At 71.4% G+C, this 19,274-nt stretch carries 18 protein-coding genes; 13 read left to right on the top strand and 5 right to left on the bottom strand.

Features of this window, described 5'->3' with window-relative positions:
- Positions 1-480: 480 nt before the first annotated feature.
- Positions 481-1,032 (top strand): DUF4262 domain-containing protein, encoded by a 552-nt coding sequence (locus ACZ4TR_RS12070; RefSeq protein ID WP_465287044.1) that lies wholly within the window; start codon positions 481-483, stop codon positions 1,030-1,032.
- Here ACZ4TR_RS12070 and ACZ4TR_RS12065 read toward each other — a convergent pair.
- Positions 1,029-1,469, bottom strand: a complete 441-nt coding sequence (locus ACZ4TR_RS12065) for a cupin domain-containing protein (RefSeq protein ID WP_465287043.1) — start codon at positions 1,467-1,469, stop codon at positions 1,029-1,031. The genes ACZ4TR_RS12070 and ACZ4TR_RS12065 overlap by 4 nt on opposite strands.
- Before the next feature lie 73 nt (positions 1,470-1,542).
- Between ACZ4TR_RS12065 and ruvC the strand changes: the two genes are divergently transcribed.
- From ruvC to ACZ4TR_RS12025, 8 genes are all read left to right on the top strand, one after another.
- Positions 1,543-2,211 (top strand): crossover junction endodeoxyribonuclease RuvC, encoded by a 669-nt coding sequence (gene ruvC, locus ACZ4TR_RS12060; RefSeq protein WP_465287042.1) that lies wholly within the window; start codon positions 1,543-1,545, stop codon positions 2,209-2,211.
- A complete protein-coding gene (ruvA, locus tag ACZ4TR_RS12055) occupies positions 2,208-2,801 on the top strand; it encodes a Holliday junction branch migration protein RuvA (RefSeq protein ID WP_465287041.1) in 594 nt (197 codons plus the stop codon). Before ruvC ends, ruvA begins: the two co-directional genes overlap by 4 nt.
- A 9-nt stretch (positions 2,802-2,810) precedes the next feature.
- Positions 2,811-3,884 carry a Holliday junction branch migration DNA helicase RuvB gene (gene ruvB, locus ACZ4TR_RS12050; RefSeq protein WP_465287040.1) on the top strand — a complete coding sequence of 358 codons (1,074 nt, stop codon included), beginning with the start codon at positions 2,811-2,813 and terminating at the stop codon, positions 3,882-3,884.
- A gap of 119 nt (positions 3,885-4,003) precedes the next feature.
- Entirely contained in the window at positions 4,004-4,414 is a 411-nt protein-coding gene (gene yajC / locus ACZ4TR_RS12045; protein WP_465287039.1) for a preprotein translocase subunit YajC, read from the top strand.
- A gap of 219 nt (positions 4,415-4,633) precedes the next feature.
- On the top strand, positions 4,634-6,439 hold the full coding sequence (gene secD / locus ACZ4TR_RS12040; RefSeq protein ID WP_465287038.1) for a protein translocase subunit SecD: 1,806 nt from the start codon (positions 4,634-4,636) through the stop codon (positions 6,437-6,439).
- A 1-nt stretch (position 6,440) separates the two neighbouring features.
- A complete protein-coding gene (secF, locus tag ACZ4TR_RS12035; protein WP_364525857.1) occupies positions 6,441-7,670 on the top strand; it encodes a protein translocase subunit SecF in 1,230 nt (409 codons plus the stop codon).
- Between the two features lies 1 nt (position 7,671).
- On the top strand, positions 7,672-8,190 hold the full coding sequence (locus ACZ4TR_RS12030) for an adenine phosphoribosyltransferase (RefSeq protein ID WP_465287037.1): 519 nt from the start codon (positions 7,672-7,674) through the stop codon (positions 8,188-8,190).
- Positions 8,191-8,393: 203 nt separating this feature from the next.
- Entirely contained in the window at positions 8,394-10,742 is a 2,349-nt protein-coding gene (locus ACZ4TR_RS12025; protein ID WP_465287036.1) for a RelA/SpoT family protein, read from the top strand.
- Between the two features lie 16 nt (positions 10,743-10,758).
- On the opposite strand, the gene ACZ4TR_RS12020 is transcribed toward ACZ4TR_RS12025, so the two are convergent.
- Positions 10,759-11,160: a DUF1304 domain-containing protein gene (locus ACZ4TR_RS12020; RefSeq protein WP_465287035.1), complete on the bottom strand. Its 402-nt coding sequence runs from the start codon at positions 11,158-11,160 to the stop codon at positions 10,759-10,761.
- Complete coding sequence (locus tag ACZ4TR_RS12015; protein ID WP_465287034.1) at positions 11,157-11,573, bottom strand: cupin domain-containing protein; 417 nt, start codon at positions 11,571-11,573, stop codon at positions 11,157-11,159. The genes ACZ4TR_RS12020 and ACZ4TR_RS12015 overlap by 4 nt, the downstream gene beginning before the upstream one ends.
- Positions 11,574-11,659: 86 nt before the next feature.
- Here ACZ4TR_RS12015 and ACZ4TR_RS12010 point away from each other — a divergent pair, with 86 nt between their 5' ends.
- From ACZ4TR_RS12010 to ACZ4TR_RS12000, 3 genes are all read left to right on the top strand, one after another.
- Positions 11,660-12,682, top strand: coding sequence for a helix-turn-helix transcriptional regulator (locus tag ACZ4TR_RS12010; protein ID WP_465287033.1), 1,023 nt, complete (start codon positions 11,660-11,662; stop codon positions 12,680-12,682).
- A gap of 147 nt (positions 12,683-12,829) precedes the next feature.
- Positions 12,830-14,494: a hypothetical protein gene (locus tag ACZ4TR_RS12005; protein ID WP_465287032.1), complete on the top strand. Its 1,665-nt coding sequence runs from the start codon at positions 12,830-12,832 to the stop codon at positions 14,492-14,494.
- The gene (locus ACZ4TR_RS12000; protein ID WP_465287031.1) at positions 14,494-14,835 is read left to right on the top strand and encodes a hypothetical protein; all 342 of its coding nucleotides are present in this window, start codon (positions 14,494-14,496) and stop codon (positions 14,833-14,835) included. The genes ACZ4TR_RS12005 and ACZ4TR_RS12000 overlap by 1 nt, the downstream gene beginning before the upstream one ends.
- Before the next feature lie 6 nt (positions 14,836-14,841).
- Here ACZ4TR_RS12000 and ACZ4TR_RS11995 read toward each other — a convergent pair whose 3' ends face one another.
- A complete protein-coding gene (locus tag ACZ4TR_RS11995) occupies positions 14,842-15,675 on the bottom strand; it encodes an alpha/beta fold hydrolase (protein WP_465287030.1) in 834 nt (277 codons plus the stop codon).
- A 73-nt stretch (positions 15,676-15,748) separates the two neighbouring features.
- Between ACZ4TR_RS11995 and ACZ4TR_RS11990 the strand changes: the two genes are divergently transcribed.
- Positions 15,749-16,528 (top strand): enoyl-CoA hydratase/isomerase family protein, encoded by a 780-nt coding sequence (locus ACZ4TR_RS11990; protein WP_465287029.1) that lies wholly within the window; start codon positions 15,749-15,751, stop codon positions 16,526-16,528.
- 1 nt (position 16,529) lies between these two features.
- Here the strand turns inward: ACZ4TR_RS11990 and ACZ4TR_RS11985 are convergent, their stop codons facing one another.
- Positions 16,530-19,130, bottom strand: coding sequence for an NPCBM/NEW2 domain-containing protein (locus ACZ4TR_RS11985; protein WP_465287028.1), 2,601 nt, complete (start codon positions 19,128-19,130; stop codon positions 16,530-16,532).
- Positions 19,131-19,274: the final 144 nt, after the last annotated feature.

The following is a 19,274-nucleotide window of genomic DNA, read 5'->3' as shown; positions in this document are numbered from 1 at the left end:
GCCGAAGGCCGCCAGGGGGCAGGGTCCTCGTGGCGGCCTTCGCGCTGTCCTGTGGCGGAGGTGGGTGCGTGCATGCCGGAGTCGGGTACTTCGGCGGTGAAGAACGTCTACGCACTGCGTAACCGTCCATGTGTCGGACGAGGTGCTCGCCGAAGTGGGCTGACGCCGAGGCCGGGAGTCGCGCCGAAGGCCGCCAGGGGGCAGGGTCCTCGTGGCGGCCTTCGCGGTGTCCTGTGGCGGAGGTGGGTGCGTGCATGCCGGAGTCGGGTACTTCGGCGGCGAAGAACGTCTACGCACTGCGTAACCGTCCATGTGTCCGACGAGGTGCTCCCCGATGTCGGCTGAGTGCGAAAGCGAACGGAATGCGCCGCGGGATCTTCCGTGGCGCATTTCTTTTTCCCTTGCACTGCAAGGACTTCCGGGGCGCGGCCGGAACTTTTCCAGCCCGGGCACTGGGCGGCGGCGGGCTCGTCAGGCAGAATGTGCGCCGTGACCTCGACGACCCCCGCCGCTTCCGCCGACATCACCGCCGAACTCTCCGCGGACGAACTGCGCCTGATCGAATGGATCGAGACGCAGGCGAAGGAACGCGGCAACGCGGTCATCACGGTCGCGGGTGACGACGAGGGCGCGGGCTACTGCTTCACCGCCTGCGCGTGGGCGCTCCACCACGTCCCCGAGGCCGTCGTCGTCGGGCTGCCCGACCAGATGGGCCAGGTACTGCTCGACGCCTACGTCGACCGCGCGGCCAACGGCGAGATCTTCGAGGTCGGCAAGCGCTACGACGACTTCTTCGAAGGCGTCCCGGTCGTCCTCGAGCGCGTCAACAAGGGGCACTACCCCGAGTTCTTCGGCACGGCGTTCCTCATCTACCCCGACGGCGACTTCCCGGCCTTGCAGCTGATCGTCGCCACGCCCGAGGGCAAGTTCCCCTGGCATCCGGACGCACCCGAAGGGTTCGCCCGGTGGCAGCTGGTGCTGACCGAGAGCGGCGACCCGGAGAGCTGGACCCCGGGCGTCGACGGTCCCTAGAACTTCCGCAGGTCGGCGGCCGCTTCCGGATACCGCACAGCAAGGTCCGCGGCGGCCGCGAACTCCACGCAGCCGTCCGTGTAAGGCGGCACGACGACGGTGCCGAGCAGGCTCCACGAACCGCGCGTGACCGTGGCCTGCCAGGTCCCCGCGGGCACCACGACCTGCGGCCGCTCGCCGGCGGCGACGTCCGTCCCCAGCACCGGCCGCTCGACCGAGCCGTCCGGGTGCAGCAGCAGCATCTCCGCGGGCGCCCCCGCATGGTGCGCGTAGACCTCGACGCGGTCCAGCCGGTGCGGCGCGGAGGACTCCGGCGCGACGAGCAGGTAGTAGATGGCGGACCCGGTCTCCGAGCGCCAGCTCTGCGCCCACCGCCCGCCTTCGACCGGCAGGGGCTCAAGACCCAGGTGGGTGACGAAATCCGACGGCTCCGGCATGTCACCCATCCTGCCGCAGGCGCGCCCAGTAGCCTGCTGCTCGAACTGGTGTTCGCGGCGGGAAGGAAGACGGGTGCGGGTGCTCGGGGTCGACCCCGGTCTGACCAGGTGCGGCCTGGGGGTCGTCGACGGCGGCAAGGGCCGGGCCGTCCGCTGCGTCGCCGTCGACGTGGTGCGGACGCCGGCCGACGCCGACCTGGCGCACCGGCTGCTCGGCATCTCCGACGAGGTCGAGCGGTGGATGGACAAGTACAAGCCGGAAGCCGTGGCCGTCGAGCGCGTCTTCGCCCAGCACAACGTGCGGACCGCGATGGGCACCGCGCAGGCCGGCGGGGTGGTCGCCCTGGCCGCCGCGCGCCGGGGCCTGCCCGTCGTCTTCCACACGCCGAGCGAGGTGAAAGCCGCGGTCAGCGGGTCGGGCCGGGCGGACAAGGCGCAGGTCACCGCCATGGTGATGCGCCTGCTCAACCTCGAGGTCGCCCCGCGCCCGGCCGACGCCGCGGACGCCCTGGCCCTGGCCATCTGCCACCTCTGGCGCGAGCCGATGCGCGCCCGGCTCGCCGAAGCCGAGGCCCGCGCAGCCGAGATGGCCCGCACGCACAAGGCCCGGCTGGCCGCGGCCGCGAAGCAAGCGTCGACGAACACTGCGGCGAAGCAAGCGTCGACCAACACCGCGGCGAAGCAAGCGTCGACGAGCCAGACGAAGAAGCCCATAGTCAACAAGCCTGGAGCAGCACGATGATCTCGTCGGTACGCGGGGAAGTCCTCATCGTCGGCCTGGACCACGTCGTGGTCGAGGTCGGCGGGGTCGGCCTCGCCGTCCAGGCCACCCCGGCGACGCTGGCCACCCTGCGCCGCGGCGAAGAGACCCGGCTGCACACCGCGCTGGTGGTGCGGGAGGACTCGCTGACGTTGTTCGGTTTCGCCGACGCCGACGCGCGGGAGCTGTTCGGGCTGCTGCAGACCGTGTCCGGGATCGGGCCGCGGCTCGCGCTGGCCACCCTCGCGGTGCTGGACCCCGGCAAGCTGCGGGCCGCGCTGGTGGAAGGCAACATCACCGTGCTCACCTCGGTGCCCGGCATCGGCCGCAAGGGCGCCGAACGGCTGACCCTCGAGCTGCGCGACAAGGTCACCGCGCTCGGCGGCGGCGACGTCCCCGCGGTCACCGCGCCCGGCGCCCTGCGCGCGGAGGTCGTCGAGGCGCTGGCCGGGCTCGGGTTCCCGGCCAAGCAGGCCGAGCAGGCCGTGGACAGGGTCCTCGCCGAAGGCGACGGGCACACGACCGCCGGCGTGCTGCGCGCTTCGCTGGCCACCCTCGGCCGGAAGCGGTAGGGCCCCTTCATGGACTATGAGGCCGTGACCGAGGACGAGGACGACGCCCTTTCGGCGTGGGCCCAGACCGGCGAGGAGAACGTCGAGGGCACGCTGCGGCCCCGCAAGCTCGACGAGTTCGTCGGCCAGCCGCGCGTGCGGGAGCAGCTGGAGCTGGTGCTGGAGAGCGCGCGCCGCCGCGGCGTGCCGCCCGACCACGTCCTGCTGTCGGGTCCGCCCGGGCTGGGCAAGACGTCGATGGCGATGATCGTCGCCGCCGAGCTGGGCGCGGCCATCCGGATCACCTCCGGTCCCGCGCTCGAACGGGCCGGCGACCTCGCCGCGATGCTGTCCAACCTGGCTCCCGGCGATGTCCTGTTCATCGACGAGATCCACCGGATCGCCCGCCCTGCCGAGGAGATGCTCTACCTGGCGATGGAGGACTTCCGGGTCGACGTCGTCGTCGGCAAGGGCCCGGGCGCCACGAGCATCCCCCTGGAGATCGCGCCGTTCACACTGGTCGGCGCGACCACGCGGTCGGGGTCGCTGACCGGGCCGCTGCGCGACCGGTTCGGCTTCACCGGCCAGATGGAGTTCTACACCGACGCCGAGCTGGAGCTGGTCGTCCGGCGCGCCGCGACGATCCTCGACATCCCGATCGACCGCGACGGCTGCGCGGAGATCGCCGGCCGCTCGCGGGGCACGCCCCGGATCGCGAACCGGCTGCTGCGGCGCGTGCGCGACTACGCCGAGGTCCGCGCCGACGGCAAGGTGACCGTCGAGATCGCCCGCGCGGCGCTGGCCGTCTACGACGTCGACGAGCTGGGGCTCGACCGGCTCGACCGGGCCGTGCTCACCGCTTTGACCAGGTCGTTCGGCGGCGGGCCGGTCGGGATCTCGACGCTGGCGGTCGCCGTGGGGGAGGAGTCGACCACCGTGGAAGAGGTGTGCGAGCCCTACCTGGTGCGCGCCGGTATGCTCGCCCGCACCCCGCGGGGCCGGGTCGCCACGGCGGCCGCCTGGGAGCACCTCGGCATGGTGCCGCCCGCCGACCACCCGGGGCGCCCCGACCCGGGCGGGCTCTCGCCGTTCGAGCAGGACTGAGCGGCCGGAAGCGGCGGGTGGGTGCTGGCGTCCGCGCTGGTACCTGGCACACTTGACCGGAGCACATACCCAAAAACCGGACATTTCGGCTGGGCCCGGTGTCCGTCGAACGGAGAATCATGCAACAGCTATTGCTGCCCCTGCTGCTCGTGCTCGTCCTCGCCGTGCCGTTGGTGATGAGCACGCGAAAGCAGAAGAAGCAGCAGGCCGCGCAGCAGGACCTGCAGAGCAGCCTGTCCGCCGGTGACCGCGTGATGACCACCTCGGGTCTCTACGGCACCGTCGCCGACGCCTCCGGTGACACCACGATCGACATCGAGATCGCCCCCGGCGTCGTCACCACCTGGCTGCGGCTCGCGATCCGCGAGAAGGTCGAGCCGGTCGTCGAGACCGAAGAGGACTCGGCCGACGAGGTCGTGGAGGCCCCCGCCGAGGATTCGCTCATCGAGTCGGGTGCCGGCATCAAGAACGAAGACGAGCCGCAGACCACCGCTCAGGTGGCGCCGCCGCTGGAGCACGGCAAGAAGTAACCCCCGCGGCACCCTGGGCGTGGCCGCGGAAACGCCCGACGAAAGTCGGTGTGGCCTCGCACGCCGGGCTCACGCAGCACCGAGTACTGTCTCGGTGCTGCGTGCGTGTCCGCCGTCATACCCGCGCCCGGGAGTGAATCGCACACAGTCCCTCCCGGTAACCCTCCGGGCGGGCACCGCAACTTGGGGGTCCACCCCGTCCGAGGAGACCGAAGCACCGTGGCAGCTTCAGCCGGGCATCTCCGCCCGGGACGCTATCTCGCCCTGTTCGCCTTGATCGTGATCGTGCTGTACGCGCTGGTGTTCCTCACCGGCAACCACAAGCCGACCCCGAAGCTGGGCATCGACCTGCAGGGTGGCACTCGCGTCACGCTCACCGCCCGCACCCCCGACGGTGGCCAGCCCACCCGGGAGTCCCTGGACCAGGCGCGCCAGATCATCGAGCGGCGCGTCAACGGGATCGGCGTCGGTGGCACCGAGGTCCTCCTCGACGGCAGCAACGTCGTCATCACCGTCCCCGGCGAGCAGGGCGACCAGGCGAAGAACCTGGGCAAGACCGCGAAGCTGGGCTTCCGGAAGGTCGTCGCGAACGCGACGCAGCCGGTCGTGCCGCCGCAGACCACGCCGCCGCCGGCCACGGGCACGCCCACAGGGACGCCGACGGGGGCCCCGAGCAGCTCGGCGCCCCCGTCTTCGGGTGCTCCGAAGGCCAGCTCCAGCGCCCCGCCGTCGAGCCCGGCCGCCGGTGGTGGCGGTGCCCCCGCCGCGGCGCCCGCGCAGCAGCAGAGCACCACCCCGGCCCCGCCGAGCAGCAGCACCCCGCCGCCGCCCGCGTCGAGCCAGGCACCCGTGGACGACTCGGTCGACGAGCAGACGGCCAAGGAGATCCAGGCCGCCAAGGCGCTGCGGCAGAACCCGCAGCTGATCGGCGCCGACGGCACCGCGAACCAGGAGCTCGTCACGCAGGCGATGGCGTCGCTCACCTGCGCGCCGAACGCCAAGGACCCGCTCGAGGGCAACGACGACCCGAAGCTGCCGCTGGTCGCCTGCGGTGACCACGACACGTACAAGTACCTGCTGGAGCCGGAGTTCCTGCCGGGCACCGAGATCGCGGACTCGAACTCGGCCTACGACTCGCAGCGCGGCCAGTGGGTGGTGAACCTCAGCTTCAAGAGCGAGGGCACCAAGATCTGGGCCGACTTCACGACGAAGAACCAGGGCCAGCAGGCCGCGTTCGTGCTCGACACGCAGGTCGTGTCCGCGCCGAACATCCAGGTGGCCATCGTCGACGGCAACACCCAGATCACCGGCAAGTTCACGCAGTCCGAGGCGAAGGACCTCTCGGACATCCTCAAGTACGGCTCGCTGCCGCTGTCGTTCGCGTCTTCGGACGCCACCACGGTGTCGGCCACGCTGGGCTTCGCCTCGCTGCAGGCGGGCCTGATCGCCGGCGGCATCGGGCTGCTGGTGGTCTTCGTCTACTGCTTGTTCTACTACCGGCTCCTCGGCGTGCTCACCATCCTGTCGCTGGCGTTGTCCGGCGCACTGGTGTTCGCGGTGCTGGTGCTGCTCGGCCGCTGGATCGGCTACACGCTGGACCTGGCGGGCATCGCCGGCCTGATCATCGCCATCGGGATCACGGCGGACTCGTTCGTCATCTACTTCGAACGGCTGAAAGACGAAATCCGGGAGGGCCGGACGTTCCGGTCCGCGGTGCCCCGCGGCTGGACCCGCGCCCGGCGCACCATCCTGGCTTCGGACGGCGTGAGCTTCCTGGCCGCGGCCATCCTGTACGTCATCGCGGTCGGTGACGTCCAGGGCTTCGCGTTCACCCTCGGCATGTCCACGGTGCTCGACCTGGTGGTCGTGTACCTGGTGACGCACCCGCTGGTGGCCATGGTGTCCACGTCGAAGTCGTCGTTCCTGTCCAATCCGAGGAACCTGGGCCTCGGCGCCGTGCAGCAACTGGGTTCGCAGCGGAAGAAGTCGACCACGGTCGGCCGCGCGAACGTGAAGGAGGCCTGACGTGGGGGTCGAAGAACTGGGCACGGACGCCGAAGGCAACACCAAGGCCGCCGTCCGGCCGGGCAAGAAGGAAAGCGTCTTCCACCGCCTCTACGTCGGCACCGGCGCGTTCGACGTCATCGGCAAGCGCAAGCGCTGGTACGTGTTCTTCGGCGCGCTGGTGCTCGTGTGCCTCGCGTCGATGGTCATCCGCGGCTTCAACCTCGGCATCGAGTTCGAGGGCGGCACGCAGATCCAGATGCCGGCCGCCGGCATCCACGGCGTGATCACCGAGGACCAGGCCAAGGAGTCGTTCCAGAAGGCGCTCGGCCACCCGGCCGCGGAGACGCAGAAGGTCGGCACGGGTGCCGCGTCGACCATCCAGATCCGCACCGAGACGCTGAACGCCGGCGAGGTCGGCAAGCTCAAGCAGGTGCTGTTCCAGGACCTGGGGCCGAAGGACGCCAACGGACAGCCGAGCGCGCAGACCATCAGCGACAGCGCGGTGAGCGCGTCCTGGGGCGGGGAGATCTCGCAGAAGGCGTTGCTCGCGCTCGCGGTGTTCCTCGTCGCGGTGGTCATCTTCCTGGCGATCTACTTCGACGCGCGGATGGCCGTGGCGGCGCTGGTCTCGCTGCTGCACGACATCCTGGTCACCGCCGGCGTGTACTCGCTGGTCGGCTTCGAGGTCACGCCGGCGACGGTGATCGGCCTGCTGACCATCCTCGGGTTCTCGCTCTACGACACGGTGGTGGTGTTCGACAAGGTCCGCGAGAACACGCGCGGCCTGCTCGGGCTGACCCGCCGTACCTACGGCGAGGCCGCGAACCTGGCGCTGAACCAGACCCTGATGCGGTCGTTCAACACGGCGTTCATCGCGCTGCTGCCGATCCTGGGCCTGCTGATCGTCGGGTACGTCCTGCTCGGCTCGGGCACGCTGCAGGACCTGGCGCTGGTGCAGCTCACCGGCACCCTGGTCGGCGTGCTCTCGTCGGTCGCGCTGGCGACGCCGCTGCTGGTCGACTTCAAGATGCGCGACCCGAAGTACCGGCAGCAGGCCGAGCGGGTGCAGCAGCGCCGGGCCAGCCAGGAGCGCAAGGCGGCCGGCGCGGAGGACTTCGACGCTTCGGACGACGACTCCCTGGCGAAGGAACTGCGCAAGGAAAAGGCGTACGCGGCCGCGGCCAGCGTCCCCGCCCGGATCCAGAAGCAGCGCCCGGCCGGCAAGCCCGCGGGCAAGCGGAAGCGCTGACGTGCAGCTGGACGACGCCCTCGGCCTGATCGCCGAGGTGCCGGACTTCCCGGAGCCCGGCGTGCTGTTCCGCGACCTGAGTCCGCTGTTCGCGGACGCGGGCGCGTTCAAAGCGGTGACCGACGCGCTGGCGGGCACTCTCGACCCCGGGGTCGAGGCGCTCGCCGGCGTGGAGGCCCGCGGGTTCCTCCTCGCCGCGGCCGTCGGGTACGCCCGCGGCCTCGGCGTGGTGCTGGTCCGCAAGCCCGGCAAGCTCCCGAAGGTGGCGGGCCGGGTGGACTACGCGCTGGAGTACGGCACGGCGACGGTCGAGCTCCCGGCGGACGTCGTCCGGCCGGGCCAGCGGATCGCGATCCTCGACGACGTCCTGGCCACGGGCGGCACGGTCGCGGCGACGGGCAAGCTCCTGGAGGACGTGGGAGCCGTCGTCGACAGCGTGTCGGTGGTCCTGGAACTGGCGGCTCTGGGCGGCCGCTCGGTCCTCGGCGACCGGAAGATCCACGCGCTGCAGGTCTCCTGACCGGACGGCCGGAGTGCCTTGAATGACTCATTCAGGTCTTCGGAGGTCCTGAATGACTCATTCAAGACCTCCGAAGCCGAACGGGCCGAGGAATCCGCTGGTCCGCGGCCTGGCATCCCTCTGAACGGGCGCACCCGAGAGGGCCGCGAGGCGCAACGGCTACCCTGGTGGTTCGAAGGCCGCACGAGCAGCAGGAGGTGCGGGTGAGCCAGGAGCTCGACGCCGCGGTGCCCGCGAAAGAGGGCGCCCCCCAGAACGGGCAGGCGGCGGCCCAGCCGCCGAAGCCGAACGGTGCGGCGCCGAACCCGTCCGCGACCCGGCGGGTCCGGGCCCGTCTCGCCCGGCGGATCACCGCGCAGCGCGCCGCCCCCGTCAAGCAGGTCCTCGAACCCCTGGCCGTCATCCACCGCGAGCTCCACCCCAACGGCGACCTCGGGCTGCTGCAGCGCGCCTACGACGTCGCCGAGGAACTGCACCGGAACCAGCGGCGCAAGTCCGGCGACCCCTACATCACCCACCCGCTCGCCGTTGCGACCATCCTCGCCGAGCTGGGCATGGACACCACGACCCTGGTCGCGGCGCTGCTGCACGACACGGTCGAGGACACCGGCTACGCCGTCGAGAGCCTGAAGGCCGACTTCGGCGAGAAGGTGGCCGAGCTCGTCGACGGCGTCACGAAGCTGGACAAGGTCAAGCTCGGCACCTCCGCCGAGGCCGAGACCATCCGCAAGATGGTCATCGCGATGGCCAAGGACCCCCGCGTCCTGGTCATCAAGCTCGCCGACCGGCTGCACAACATGCGCACGATGCGCTTCCTGCCGCCGGAGAAGCAGGCCCGCAAGGCCCGCGAAACGCTCGAGGTCCTCGCCCCGCTCGCGCACCGGCTCGGCATGGCCACGGTCAAGTGGGAGCTCGAAGACCTCGCGTTCGCCATCCTGCAACCCAAGAAGTACGACGAGATCGTGCGCCTGGTCGCCGACCGCGCGCCCTCGCGCGACATCTACCTGCGGTCGGTCATCACCGACCTGACCAGCAACCTCGTGTCGTCGCGGATCACCGCGAAGGTCGAGGGCCGGCCGAAGCACTACTACTCGATCCACCAGAAGATGATCGTCCGCGGCCGCGACCTGGACGACATCCACGACCTCGTCGGCGTGCGGATCCTCGTCGAGGACGTCCGCGACTGCTACGCCGCGATGGGTGTCGTGCACGCCCTGTGGCAGCCGGTGCCCGGCCGCTTCAAGGACTACATCGCCCAGCCGCGGTTCGGCGTCTACCAGTCGCTGCACACCACGGTGATCGGCCCGGACGGCAAGCCCCTGGAAGTGCAGATCCGCACCTACGAGATGCACCGCACCGCCGAGTACGGCATCGCCGCGCACTGGCGCTACAAGGAAACCAAGGGCACGCACAACGGCAACGCCATGGACGTCGACGAGATGGCGTGGATGCGCCAGCTCCTCGACTGGCAGCGCGAGGCGGCGGACCCGGGTGACTTCCTCGAGTCGCTGCGCTACGAACTGGCCTCGCGCGAGATCTTCGTGTTCACGCCGAAGGGCGACGTGATCACGCTGCCGGTGGAGTCGACGCCGGTCGACTTCGCCTACGCCGTGCACACCGAGGTCGGGCACCGCTGCATCGGCGCCCGCGTCAACGGCCGCCTGGTGGCGCTGGAACGCAAGCTGGAAAACGGCGAAGTCGTCGAGATCTTCACGTCGAAGGCGGAGAACGCCGGCCCCAGCAGGGACTGGCTGCAGTTCGCCGGCTCGCCGAAGGCCCGCGCGAAGATCCGGCAGTGGTTCGCCAAGGAACGCCGCGACGAGGCGATCGAAGGCGGCAAGGAAGCCATCACCAAGGAGATCCGCAAGGTCGGCCTGCCGATCCAGCGGCTGGTCTCCGCGGAGTCCATGGGCGCGGTGGCCACCGAGCTGCGCCACGCCGACATCTCGTCGCTGTACGCGGCGGTCGGGGAGGGCCACACCAGCGCGAAGCACGTCGTGCAGCGGCTGGTGGCGCTCATCGGCGGCGTCGACGCGGCGGAGGAGGAGCTCGCCGAGCGCGCGACACCCTCGACGGTCACCCGCCGCCGCGGCTCCAACGACGTCGGCGTGGTGGTCAAGGGCGCCAGCGACGTCTGGGCGAAGCTCGCCCGCTGCTGCACCCCGGTGCCGGGCGACGAGATCCTCGGTTTCGTGACCCGCGGCGGTGGCGTTTCGGTGCACCGCACGGACTGCACGAACGCCGGCGACCTCCAGTCCCAGCCCGAGCGGCTCGTCGAGGTCGAGTGGGCGCCGTCGGCGTCCTCGGTGTTCCTGGTGGCCATCCAGGTCGAGGCGCTCGACCGGCATCGGCTGCTCTCGGACGTCACGAAGGTGCTGGCCGACGAGAAGGTCAACATCCTGTCGGCGTCGGTGACGACGTCCCGCGACCGCGTCGCGGTCAGCCGGTTCTCGTTCGAGATGGGCGACCCGAAGCACCTCGGCCACGTCCTGAAGGTGGTCCGCGGCGTGGAAGGCGTCTACGACGTCTACCGCGTGACGTCGGCTTCCTGACCTGCGGGGCGCGACGCTAGAAGAGCGCGGCGACCAGTGCGGCGAGCGGCGGCAGGGTCTGGGCGAGCGCGCCACCGCGGCCGGCGCCCCGGGGACGGCTGAGCGCCAGCAGGTCCGAGACGCCGAGGGCGACCCCGGCCAGCGCCATGAACCCGCAGCAGTAGAGCACCAGAGCCTGCCCGGCGACCGCGTTCCCCGTGTGCAGCAGGACGATCCCGGTGATCGGGCCGGCGGCGAGGAACAGGTTGTAGAACCCGACGTTGAACGACCACAGCCGGGTGGCGGGCAGGTTCTCCGACGGAATGCGGAAGAGGTCCCGGTGCACGCCGGGCCGTTCGAACAGCACGACCTCCCACGTGAACGCGAGCAGGTGCACCAGCGCCGCGATCCCGGCGAAGACCTGGACGACGGCGTTCACGGCCGGGCCAGTTCGATGCCGTGCCGGCTCGCGATCTCCGGGAGCCGCTCCGGTGGGGCTTGGTCGACGTCGCGGAAGAAGCGTCCCATCGCATCGGTGAGAGCGACGGCGAGGAACTTCGCCGACGGCGTGTGCACGGTGAAGGTGTTGCGCACGCCCGCCGGAATGCTGATCGACGCGCCGGGGCCGAGGTCGTGCAGCTCGCCGTCGGCGTAGACCGTGATGCGCCCGTGCAGCACGTAGAAGCTCTTCGCCCACGGCTCGGTGTGCGGCGGGACCGACGGCCCGCGGGGCGCGTCGACCTCGAACAGCTCGTAGGCACCGCCGGTGTGCTCGGCGCCGACCTTGACGGTGATCCGCGCGTCCGTCGAATCGAGTTCCGGGCCTTCGCCCGGGGCGCTGAAATGGGTCATGCCGCCAGTCTGGAAACTCCGGGAGCGGGGAGCCATCCCGGAATCGTGGGATACCCGCCGGCCCGCTCGCGGCGCATACTGCGTCCATGTGGGAGGGTCGGGCGCAGAGCGCGCGGCGCGACATCGCCGCACTCGCGACGGCGGGCCTCGGGGTCGCCGAGCTGCACGCCGCCGCCATCGAGCTGGTCGAGCGCGTGGTGCCCGCCGAGCTGACGTGCTGGGCGTCGCTGGACCCGGACACCGCGGTGATCAGCTCGATGACCAGCGGCCGGGCCCGGATCCCGGCGCGGTACGAGCCGCTGCTGGCGACGTACGAGTACGACGGCGCCCAGCCCCACACCTTCGCCGAGCTGGCGAGCCGGCCGGTGCCGGTGGCCCGGCTTTCGGACCTGCCGCGCCGGGAGGCCGAACGGAGCGGGCGGCTCACCGAGATCTGGCGGCCGCTCGGCCTCGATCACGAGCTGCGCGTGGTGTTCCGCGTCGACGGGACGTCGTGGGGCGCGGCCGGTCTGGTGCGGCGCGGCGAGTTCAGCGACCGCGAAGCCGAGTTCCTGACGGCGATCGCGCCGGCGGTGGCGGCGGCGACGCGGGTGGCCGCGCGCACGCGCGACACGGGGGAGCGGGCGGACCCGGCGATCGTGGTGGCCGGCCCGGACGGCCGGCAGCGGGCGGCCACCGCGGCGGCCGCGGTGTGGCGGTCCGAACTGGACGCGATCGCCGCCGGCCGGTTCGCGGTGCTGGTGCGCGCGGTCGTGACCGGCGCGCGGGCGGCCGCGACGGGTACTTTCCGCGCGCGGGTCCGGGACGCCCGCGGCGGCTGGATCGTGCTGGACGCGAGCCGGCTGGTCACCGGGTCCGCCGACGACGAGACGGTGGTGACGATAGCCCGGGCGTCGGGGGCCGAGCTGTTGAGCGTGCGGCTCGCGGCCTACGGCCTGACCGCGCGCGAGCGCGACGTCTGCCGCGAGGTGCTGGCCGGACTGTCCACTTCGGACATCGCCGGCCGGCTCGGCATCTCGGCGCACACCGTGCAGGACCACCTCAAGTCCGTGTTCGGGAAGGCGGACGTCCGCAGCCGCGGGGAACTGACCGCGAAGCTGTTGTCGTAACCCGTCTCGGCGCACGCGAAGAAACTGTCGAACGAATGGTTCCGGGGCGATTCCGTGTCCGAAATACCGTCACTTGTCCCGCTTGTGCATGCTACGGTTCGCAAATTGCAAAGGGTGGCCTTTTCCGGAAATCCCGAGGGAGCGAGCATGTCCCCTGGCTCGGCCGACGACACCACGCGCTACCTGTGCGCGGCCTCCTACCTCGACCCCCGCTACAGCAGGCGGGTGATCACCGAGTTCCTCGTCGAGCCGACCCGGCCGGTGCCGCCGTCACCCGGCCTCGACGCCGGCCGCGTGCTCACCGAGGCGGTGCGGGCGCGGGCGCGCCGGAAGAACTACGACGGCCTGCTGGTGCTGCTCATGGCCGTCGTCATCGGGCTGTCGTGGGACAACCCGCTGCTCTACGGCTGGATCGCGCTGTCGGTCGTGCTCGTCGTCGCGCGGGCGGGGAAGAACGCGAACGCGACGGAGCGGTCGTTCAACCCGAAGACGCTCGCCCTGGTGGGCGCCGTCATCGTGGTCGTCTGGCTGCTGCTGACCTACTCGGACGAGCTCTTCGGCTCCGGCCGCAGCAGCTATTCGTCGCGGTACTACGCCGACGTCGAGTTCGAAGACTCCTCGGGCGGCGACACCGCCCGGTTCGTCATCGGCATCGTGCTCGCCGTGATCGTGCTGATGGTCGTGACGTTCGAGCGCTGGTCGCTGTGGAACCTCCTGACGACCCGCTTCAAGCGCTTCGCCCCGCCCGCCCCCGACAGCGGCAGCCTCACCGGATTGTTCACCGAAGACTTCCGCGCGCAGCTCGCCCGGTACCAGCGGATCGACGAGTTCACCGGTGCGCCGGGCGCGCCGCTGGTGGTGTACCGCGGCTACAAACCCTTCGTGGGCGCGGGTTTCCGCCGCGACGCCTGGTCCATGGCGATTCCGCTGGAGCGCATCGAGGACGGCGAGACCGACCCGGCGAACCACCGCGAGCTCACCACCGAGTCCCTGTACGAGGAGATCCGCGGGGCGATCGGCGACCTGCGCCGCTCGGCCGCGCTGTCCCCGGACGGCCGGCTCGGCGGGCTGACCGTGACCGAGGCGGTGTTCACCCCGGCCTCCGAGCTCGTCGACCACCTGGCGGAGGCCGTGTCCTACCTGCCGGACATCGAATACCCGCCGCACACCCGGCTGACCGAGGCCGACGTCGAGCGGATCCGCCGCGAGCCGAAGGAGTGGGCGCGCTACTACCTGTGCTTCCAGGTGGAGACCTGGGACCGGGAGCTGGTGCTCACGACGTTCCTGCACGTGGCGGTGGACGACACGACGCTGTACGTCGAGTGGACGCCGTTCATGCTGCCGCCGATCCGGGCCGACTACCGGGCGGTGGACAAGATGCGGCAGGAGTCGCTGCGCCCGTTCGGCCAGGGGCTGCTCGCCTGGCTGGAGCTGCCGGCGAGCCTGCCGGGCCGGATCGCGAACCTGGCGTCGTGGATCCGGCCGCCGAGGCGCGAAGCCGGCGTGCTCGACCCGGAGCGCTACGGCGCGGCCAGCACCCTGCGCGAGCTCGCGTCGGTGAACCTGTTCACCGACTACTTCCAGCTCGTCGACATCGAACGGTACGAGAAGATCATCGAAAGCCGGCTCCTGCCGACGATCGGCAAGCTCCTCGGCGACGCCGGGTTCTCGACGGCGAAGTTCGAGGAGCAGGCGGCCGTCGTCATCAACAACGACATCACCATCGGCGGCGACAACCGCGCCCCGATCACCCAGACCGGGCGGCGCGGCCCGACCCGGACGACCGGCCGCCCGGCCGGAGCGGAGGCCTGATGGGACACCGGATCACGAACAAGGTCAGCATCGGCGGTGACAACTCGGGCCGGATCACCCAGACCGGCATCGAGGGCGGCGGCGCCGACGTCACGGTCTCCTCGCTGCTGGAGCTGATCGAGCGGCTGACGGCCGAGGTGCGCGGGCAGGACCTCGCGAAACAGGAGGTCCTGGAAGACACGCTGACCGACCTGGCGACCGACCTGCGCGAGGGCGACGCCGCGGAGCCGGCGGTGGTGCGCAGCCGCTGGGAGAAGGTCAAGGGCCTGCTGGGCGGGGTGGTGCAGTTCTCCGAGCTGGTCGCGAAGATCTCCGACCAGGTGCAGAAGATCTTCACCTGAGCCGGGTCAGAGGACCTTCCGCAGCAGCGCGGTGACCTCCTCCGGCCGTTCCATCGACGGCAGGTGCCCGGTGTCGGCGAGTTCCACCAGCTCGGCGTTCGGCAGTGCTGCCGCGAGGTGGTGGGAAAGCTCGACGAGGCCGGGCGCGTCCGCCGTGCCGATCACCACCAGGGCGGGCGTCGTGATGTCGGCCAGCCGGTGCCGGGTGCCCGGGATCCGTTCCGTCCACTGTGGAGCGGTCCACTCGCGGTGGTAGACCTGCTCGCACATTTCCCGCACCAGTGCGAGCATGTCCGCCGGCAGCACGGACACGTCCCGGTCGGGACCGGCGACCAGGTAGCGGATGTTGGCGTCCGCCATGGCCCGTACGTCCGCCTCGTCGACGTCGATCTCGCGGGTGGCGTAGCGGGCGAGACGCCCCTCCGGAAGCACCTCCGCGGTCAGCTTCGCGATGTCCCGCTGCATGTGCTCCGGCCAGGTGTGCCCGGTCAGGCCCGAGCCGAGCAGCGCGAGCCGGGTGATCCGCTCCGGCGCGGCCAGGGCGGCGTCCAGCGCGCACGCCCCGCCCATCGACGCCCCGACCAGCGCGGCCTGCTCGATCCCCCGGGCATCGAGCAGGGCCAGCAGGTCCTCGTAGTGGGCGAACTCGCCGGGGCCGTCGGCGGTTTCGCCGAAGCCGCGGCGGTCGTAGCGGATCACCCGGTGCGTGGCGGTGAGCGAGGCGAACTGGGCGTCCCACATCCGGCGGTCGCCGATCGCGGCGTGCAGCAGCACGACCGCGGGCCCCTCACCCGCTTCGTCGTACCCGAACGCCGTCCCGCCCACCTCGATCATCGCCATGGACCCAAGCTAGCCACCCGACCGTGTCACACACCGCACTTTTCGCTCAGGGCGAGAAGCTAATGTGCCAGGCATGACCGACGGATTCGACCTGACGCGCGACGGCGAAGTCGCCCGGCTCACGCTGACCCGACCGGAGAAGATGAACGCGATCACCTACGGCATGTGGTCGGCGCTCCCGGACGTGGTGGCCGAGGTGGAGGCCGACCCGGCGCTGAAGGTGCTCGTGATCGCGGGCGCGGGAAAGCACTTCTCGGCGGGCGCGGACATCAGCGAATTCCGCGAGCTGCGGACGACGGCCGACGGCGCGGCGAGCTACGACAAGGCGGTCGAGGGCGCGGTCGCGGCGCTGACCGCGATGCGCAAGCCGTCGGTGGCGATGATCCAGGGCAACTGCATCGGCGGTGGCTGCCAGGTCTCGGTCGCCTGCGACTTCCGCTTCGCGGCCGGGGGGTCCCGGTTCGGCATCACCCCGGCGAAGCTCGGCATCGTCTACCACTTCGATTCGACACGTCAGCTCGTGTCGCTGGTCGGGCCGGCGCACGCGAAGTACTTCCTGCTGTCGGGTGAGCTGATCACGGCGTCCCGGGCCCGCGAGATCGGGCTGCTCAACGACGTCTTCGCTCCCGACGACCTGGAGGCTTCGACGCTGGAGTTCGTCTCGACGCTCTGCTCGCGCTCGCAGGCGTCGATCCGCGGGATGAACCGGATCATCGAGAAGATCGTGGCGGGGCAGGAGACCTCGGACGCGGAGGTCGAGGAGATCCGGTCCGAAGCGCTGCACGGAGTGGACTACGCGGAGGGCGTCGCCGCGTTCCTCGAGCGGCGCCCTCCGCGCTTCACCCACCGCTGACTCAGGTGCAGGTCACCGTCGCGTCGGCCCAGTCGGCGTGGTCGTAGTCCCCGTCGTCGCCGCCGTCGGCCACCTCCAGCGTCAGCCGCCGGATGCCCGTCACGTCGGCCGTCAGCGGCACCGCGCCGTCGGCGTCGCGGAGCACCGGGGTCGACGCCAGCAGGCGGCCGTCGCCGACCACCCGGAAGGCCACCGAGCCTTCCTTGCCCACTTCGTCGTCGAGACCCGTCATCGCCGAGAACGCCGTGCACGCGCCGCCGAGCCAGACCGTCACCGAGCTGGGCGCGTTGGTGCCCAGGCCGTGCGCGTAGGTCCTCCCGGCGATGGTCAGCGGCTGCCCGTCACCCTCGGACGTGTCGCCGTTGGACCGGTCGCGCTCCACCGGGCCCCAGCCGTTCGACGACGCCAGGAAGGGCAGCGCACTGACCTGGGCGGTGCCCGTCGGCGCCGGTGGCGGGATGAACGCGCTGGTGGCGGCCTCGACGTGCACCGGCCGCTGCTCCGGGTCGCCCCGGAAGCGGTAGGTCGCCGCGACCGGCAGGTCCGTCGTGCCGGCCGGGCCACCGGTGAACCGCCAGGTCCCCGCCATCTTTTCGCCGGCGGACAGCACCGGCCGGAAGACCGGCTCCCCGGTCACCCGCCAGCCGGCCGGGGCGATCGGTGCCAGGCCGACGTCGTACAGCGACGCGCCACCCTCCGGCAGCTCGAAGGTCGCCGAGACGTCGACGCTCGTGCCCTCGGCCGTGGGCGGCGTGACACTCAGCCGGGTCGTGGGCACCTGCCGGACCTCCTGGTCGCAGGACGTCCGGCCGGGCCGCACGGGACAGAGGACCGTGACGAACCCGCCGTTCGCGGCCACCGGCACGGTCAGCTGCCCGCCCGCGGTGACCGTCGACTTCTCGCGCACCAGCCCGCCCGGCCCGTCGCGCAGGGTGTCGGCGAGCCAGCGGCCGTGGCCGAGGAAGTCCAGCGACGCCGTCGTCTTCGTCGCCGGGCCGGCGAAGATGCCGCCGACGAACCAGCGCTCGCCCGAGCGCCGCGCGAACACGGCCTCGCGTCCGGGCCGCCCGGACAGCAGCCGGGTCTCGTCCCAGACGGTCGGCAGCTGGTCGAGCGTGTGCAGCGCTTCCGGCCGTGCTTCGTAGTTCTCCGGCTTGTCGGCGCCGTGCTGCCAGCCCGACTCGTAGACGAAGAACGTCGCCACCTCGTGCGCGTCGGTCGTGTCTCGATCGGACACGACGAAGGCGGTCGGCGTGTAGTCCATGCTGCCGACGACGTTGCGGGTGAACGGGAACATCGTGTTGGTCGCGGCCCGCGTCTTGAACTGCTCCGCGCCGCGGACGGCTTCGAAGCTCATCACGTGCGGCCAGGTGCGCTGGAAGCCGCGCGGGACGGTCGCGCCGTGGAAGTTGATCATCAGGTGCTGCGCCGCGGTCGTCTTCGCGATGTCGTCGTAGAACCCGAACCGCGCCTGCGTGTCGGAGTCCATGAAGTCGACCTTGATCCCGGCCGCGCCCCACGACTTGACCAGCGGCAGCCACTTCGCGCGCTCGGCCGGCGTGTCGAGCGTGGTCCAGCGGAACCACAGGATCACCTCGACGCCGCGGGCGCGGGCGTAGCGGATGACGTCCGGTACCCAGGAGGCGTCCCAGCCTTCGTCGATGAGCAGGTACGGCCAGCCGTTGCGCGCGGCGAAGTCCGCGTACTGCTTCTGCCGCACGGGATCGCCCGGGCTGTCGTGTTCGGACAGCCAGGACCATGCGACCTTCCCCGGCCGGATCCAGGACGTGTCGGCCGGCTCGGCCGGCGGCGCGAGATCGTCGACCAAAGTGGACTCGGTGACCGTCGCCAGGTCGCCGGTGATCGCCACCCGCCACGGCGTGGCGAACGGCCCGGACCCGGTGACGGCGGCGTCGGCGAGCTTGATCGTGTAGGTGGAACCGCCGGCCGCGTGCGCCAGCCGCGCGCCCGAATAGCGACCATCCACATCGGACTCGGTCAGCAGGGTGTATCCGCCGTCGCCGGTGTCGAACAGCGACGGGAAGCCGTAGTCGCCCGCCGCCGCGCCGCCCGCGGTGGTCTCGACGCGGACTTTCTCGTAGTTGGGGGAGTAGGGCAGCAGCCACGCCGGCGCCGCCGCGGGCGGGGTGAACGACGAGACCTCGCCGGTGATCGTCCCGCCCGCGGGCAGCACGTAGCGGTAGGCGACGCCGTCGGCGGCCGCGCGCACGACGACGTCGAGCTGCGTTTCGCCGGACCCGGTGAAGGACAGCGTCGTCTCCGCCGCCCGGGCGTGCCGCTGCAGGCGCTTCCCGGTGGTCATCGTGTAGTGCTCGTCGACGACCCGGTCGGTGCGACGGGCGAACCGCAGGTCGCGCGTCAGGTCGGCGGTCTTCGTCCGCAGGCCCAGCGGGGCGGGGGCGAGCACCGTCGCGCCGTCGCGGGACACCGCGAACGTCAGGCCGCCCTCGCCGGTGCGGGCGACCTCGGCGGTCACCGCGCCGGTGAGGCTCACGGTCCAGCGATCGGCGGCGTCGGCGGGCATCGTGGTGACGAGGGTAGCCGCGCAGGCCACGGCGAGCACCCATGCGCCGCGCCTCATCGGTGGGCTCGCCAACCACTCGGACGGCGTAAATGTGCGAAACCGGTGACGCTGCGTTCGGCCGATTCGGTGACGTTCGCCGAATCGGGGTGAAGCGCTTTCCTGGACGCCCAAGAACCCAGCTCCTTCGCCGCACGGAGAAAC

The sequence above is a fragment of the Amycolatopsis sp. NPDC028719 genome (assembly GCF_055565395.1).
The sequence above is the reverse complement of the archived record's forward strand: the minus strand, read 5'-3'. Positions and strand labels throughout refer to the sequence as shown.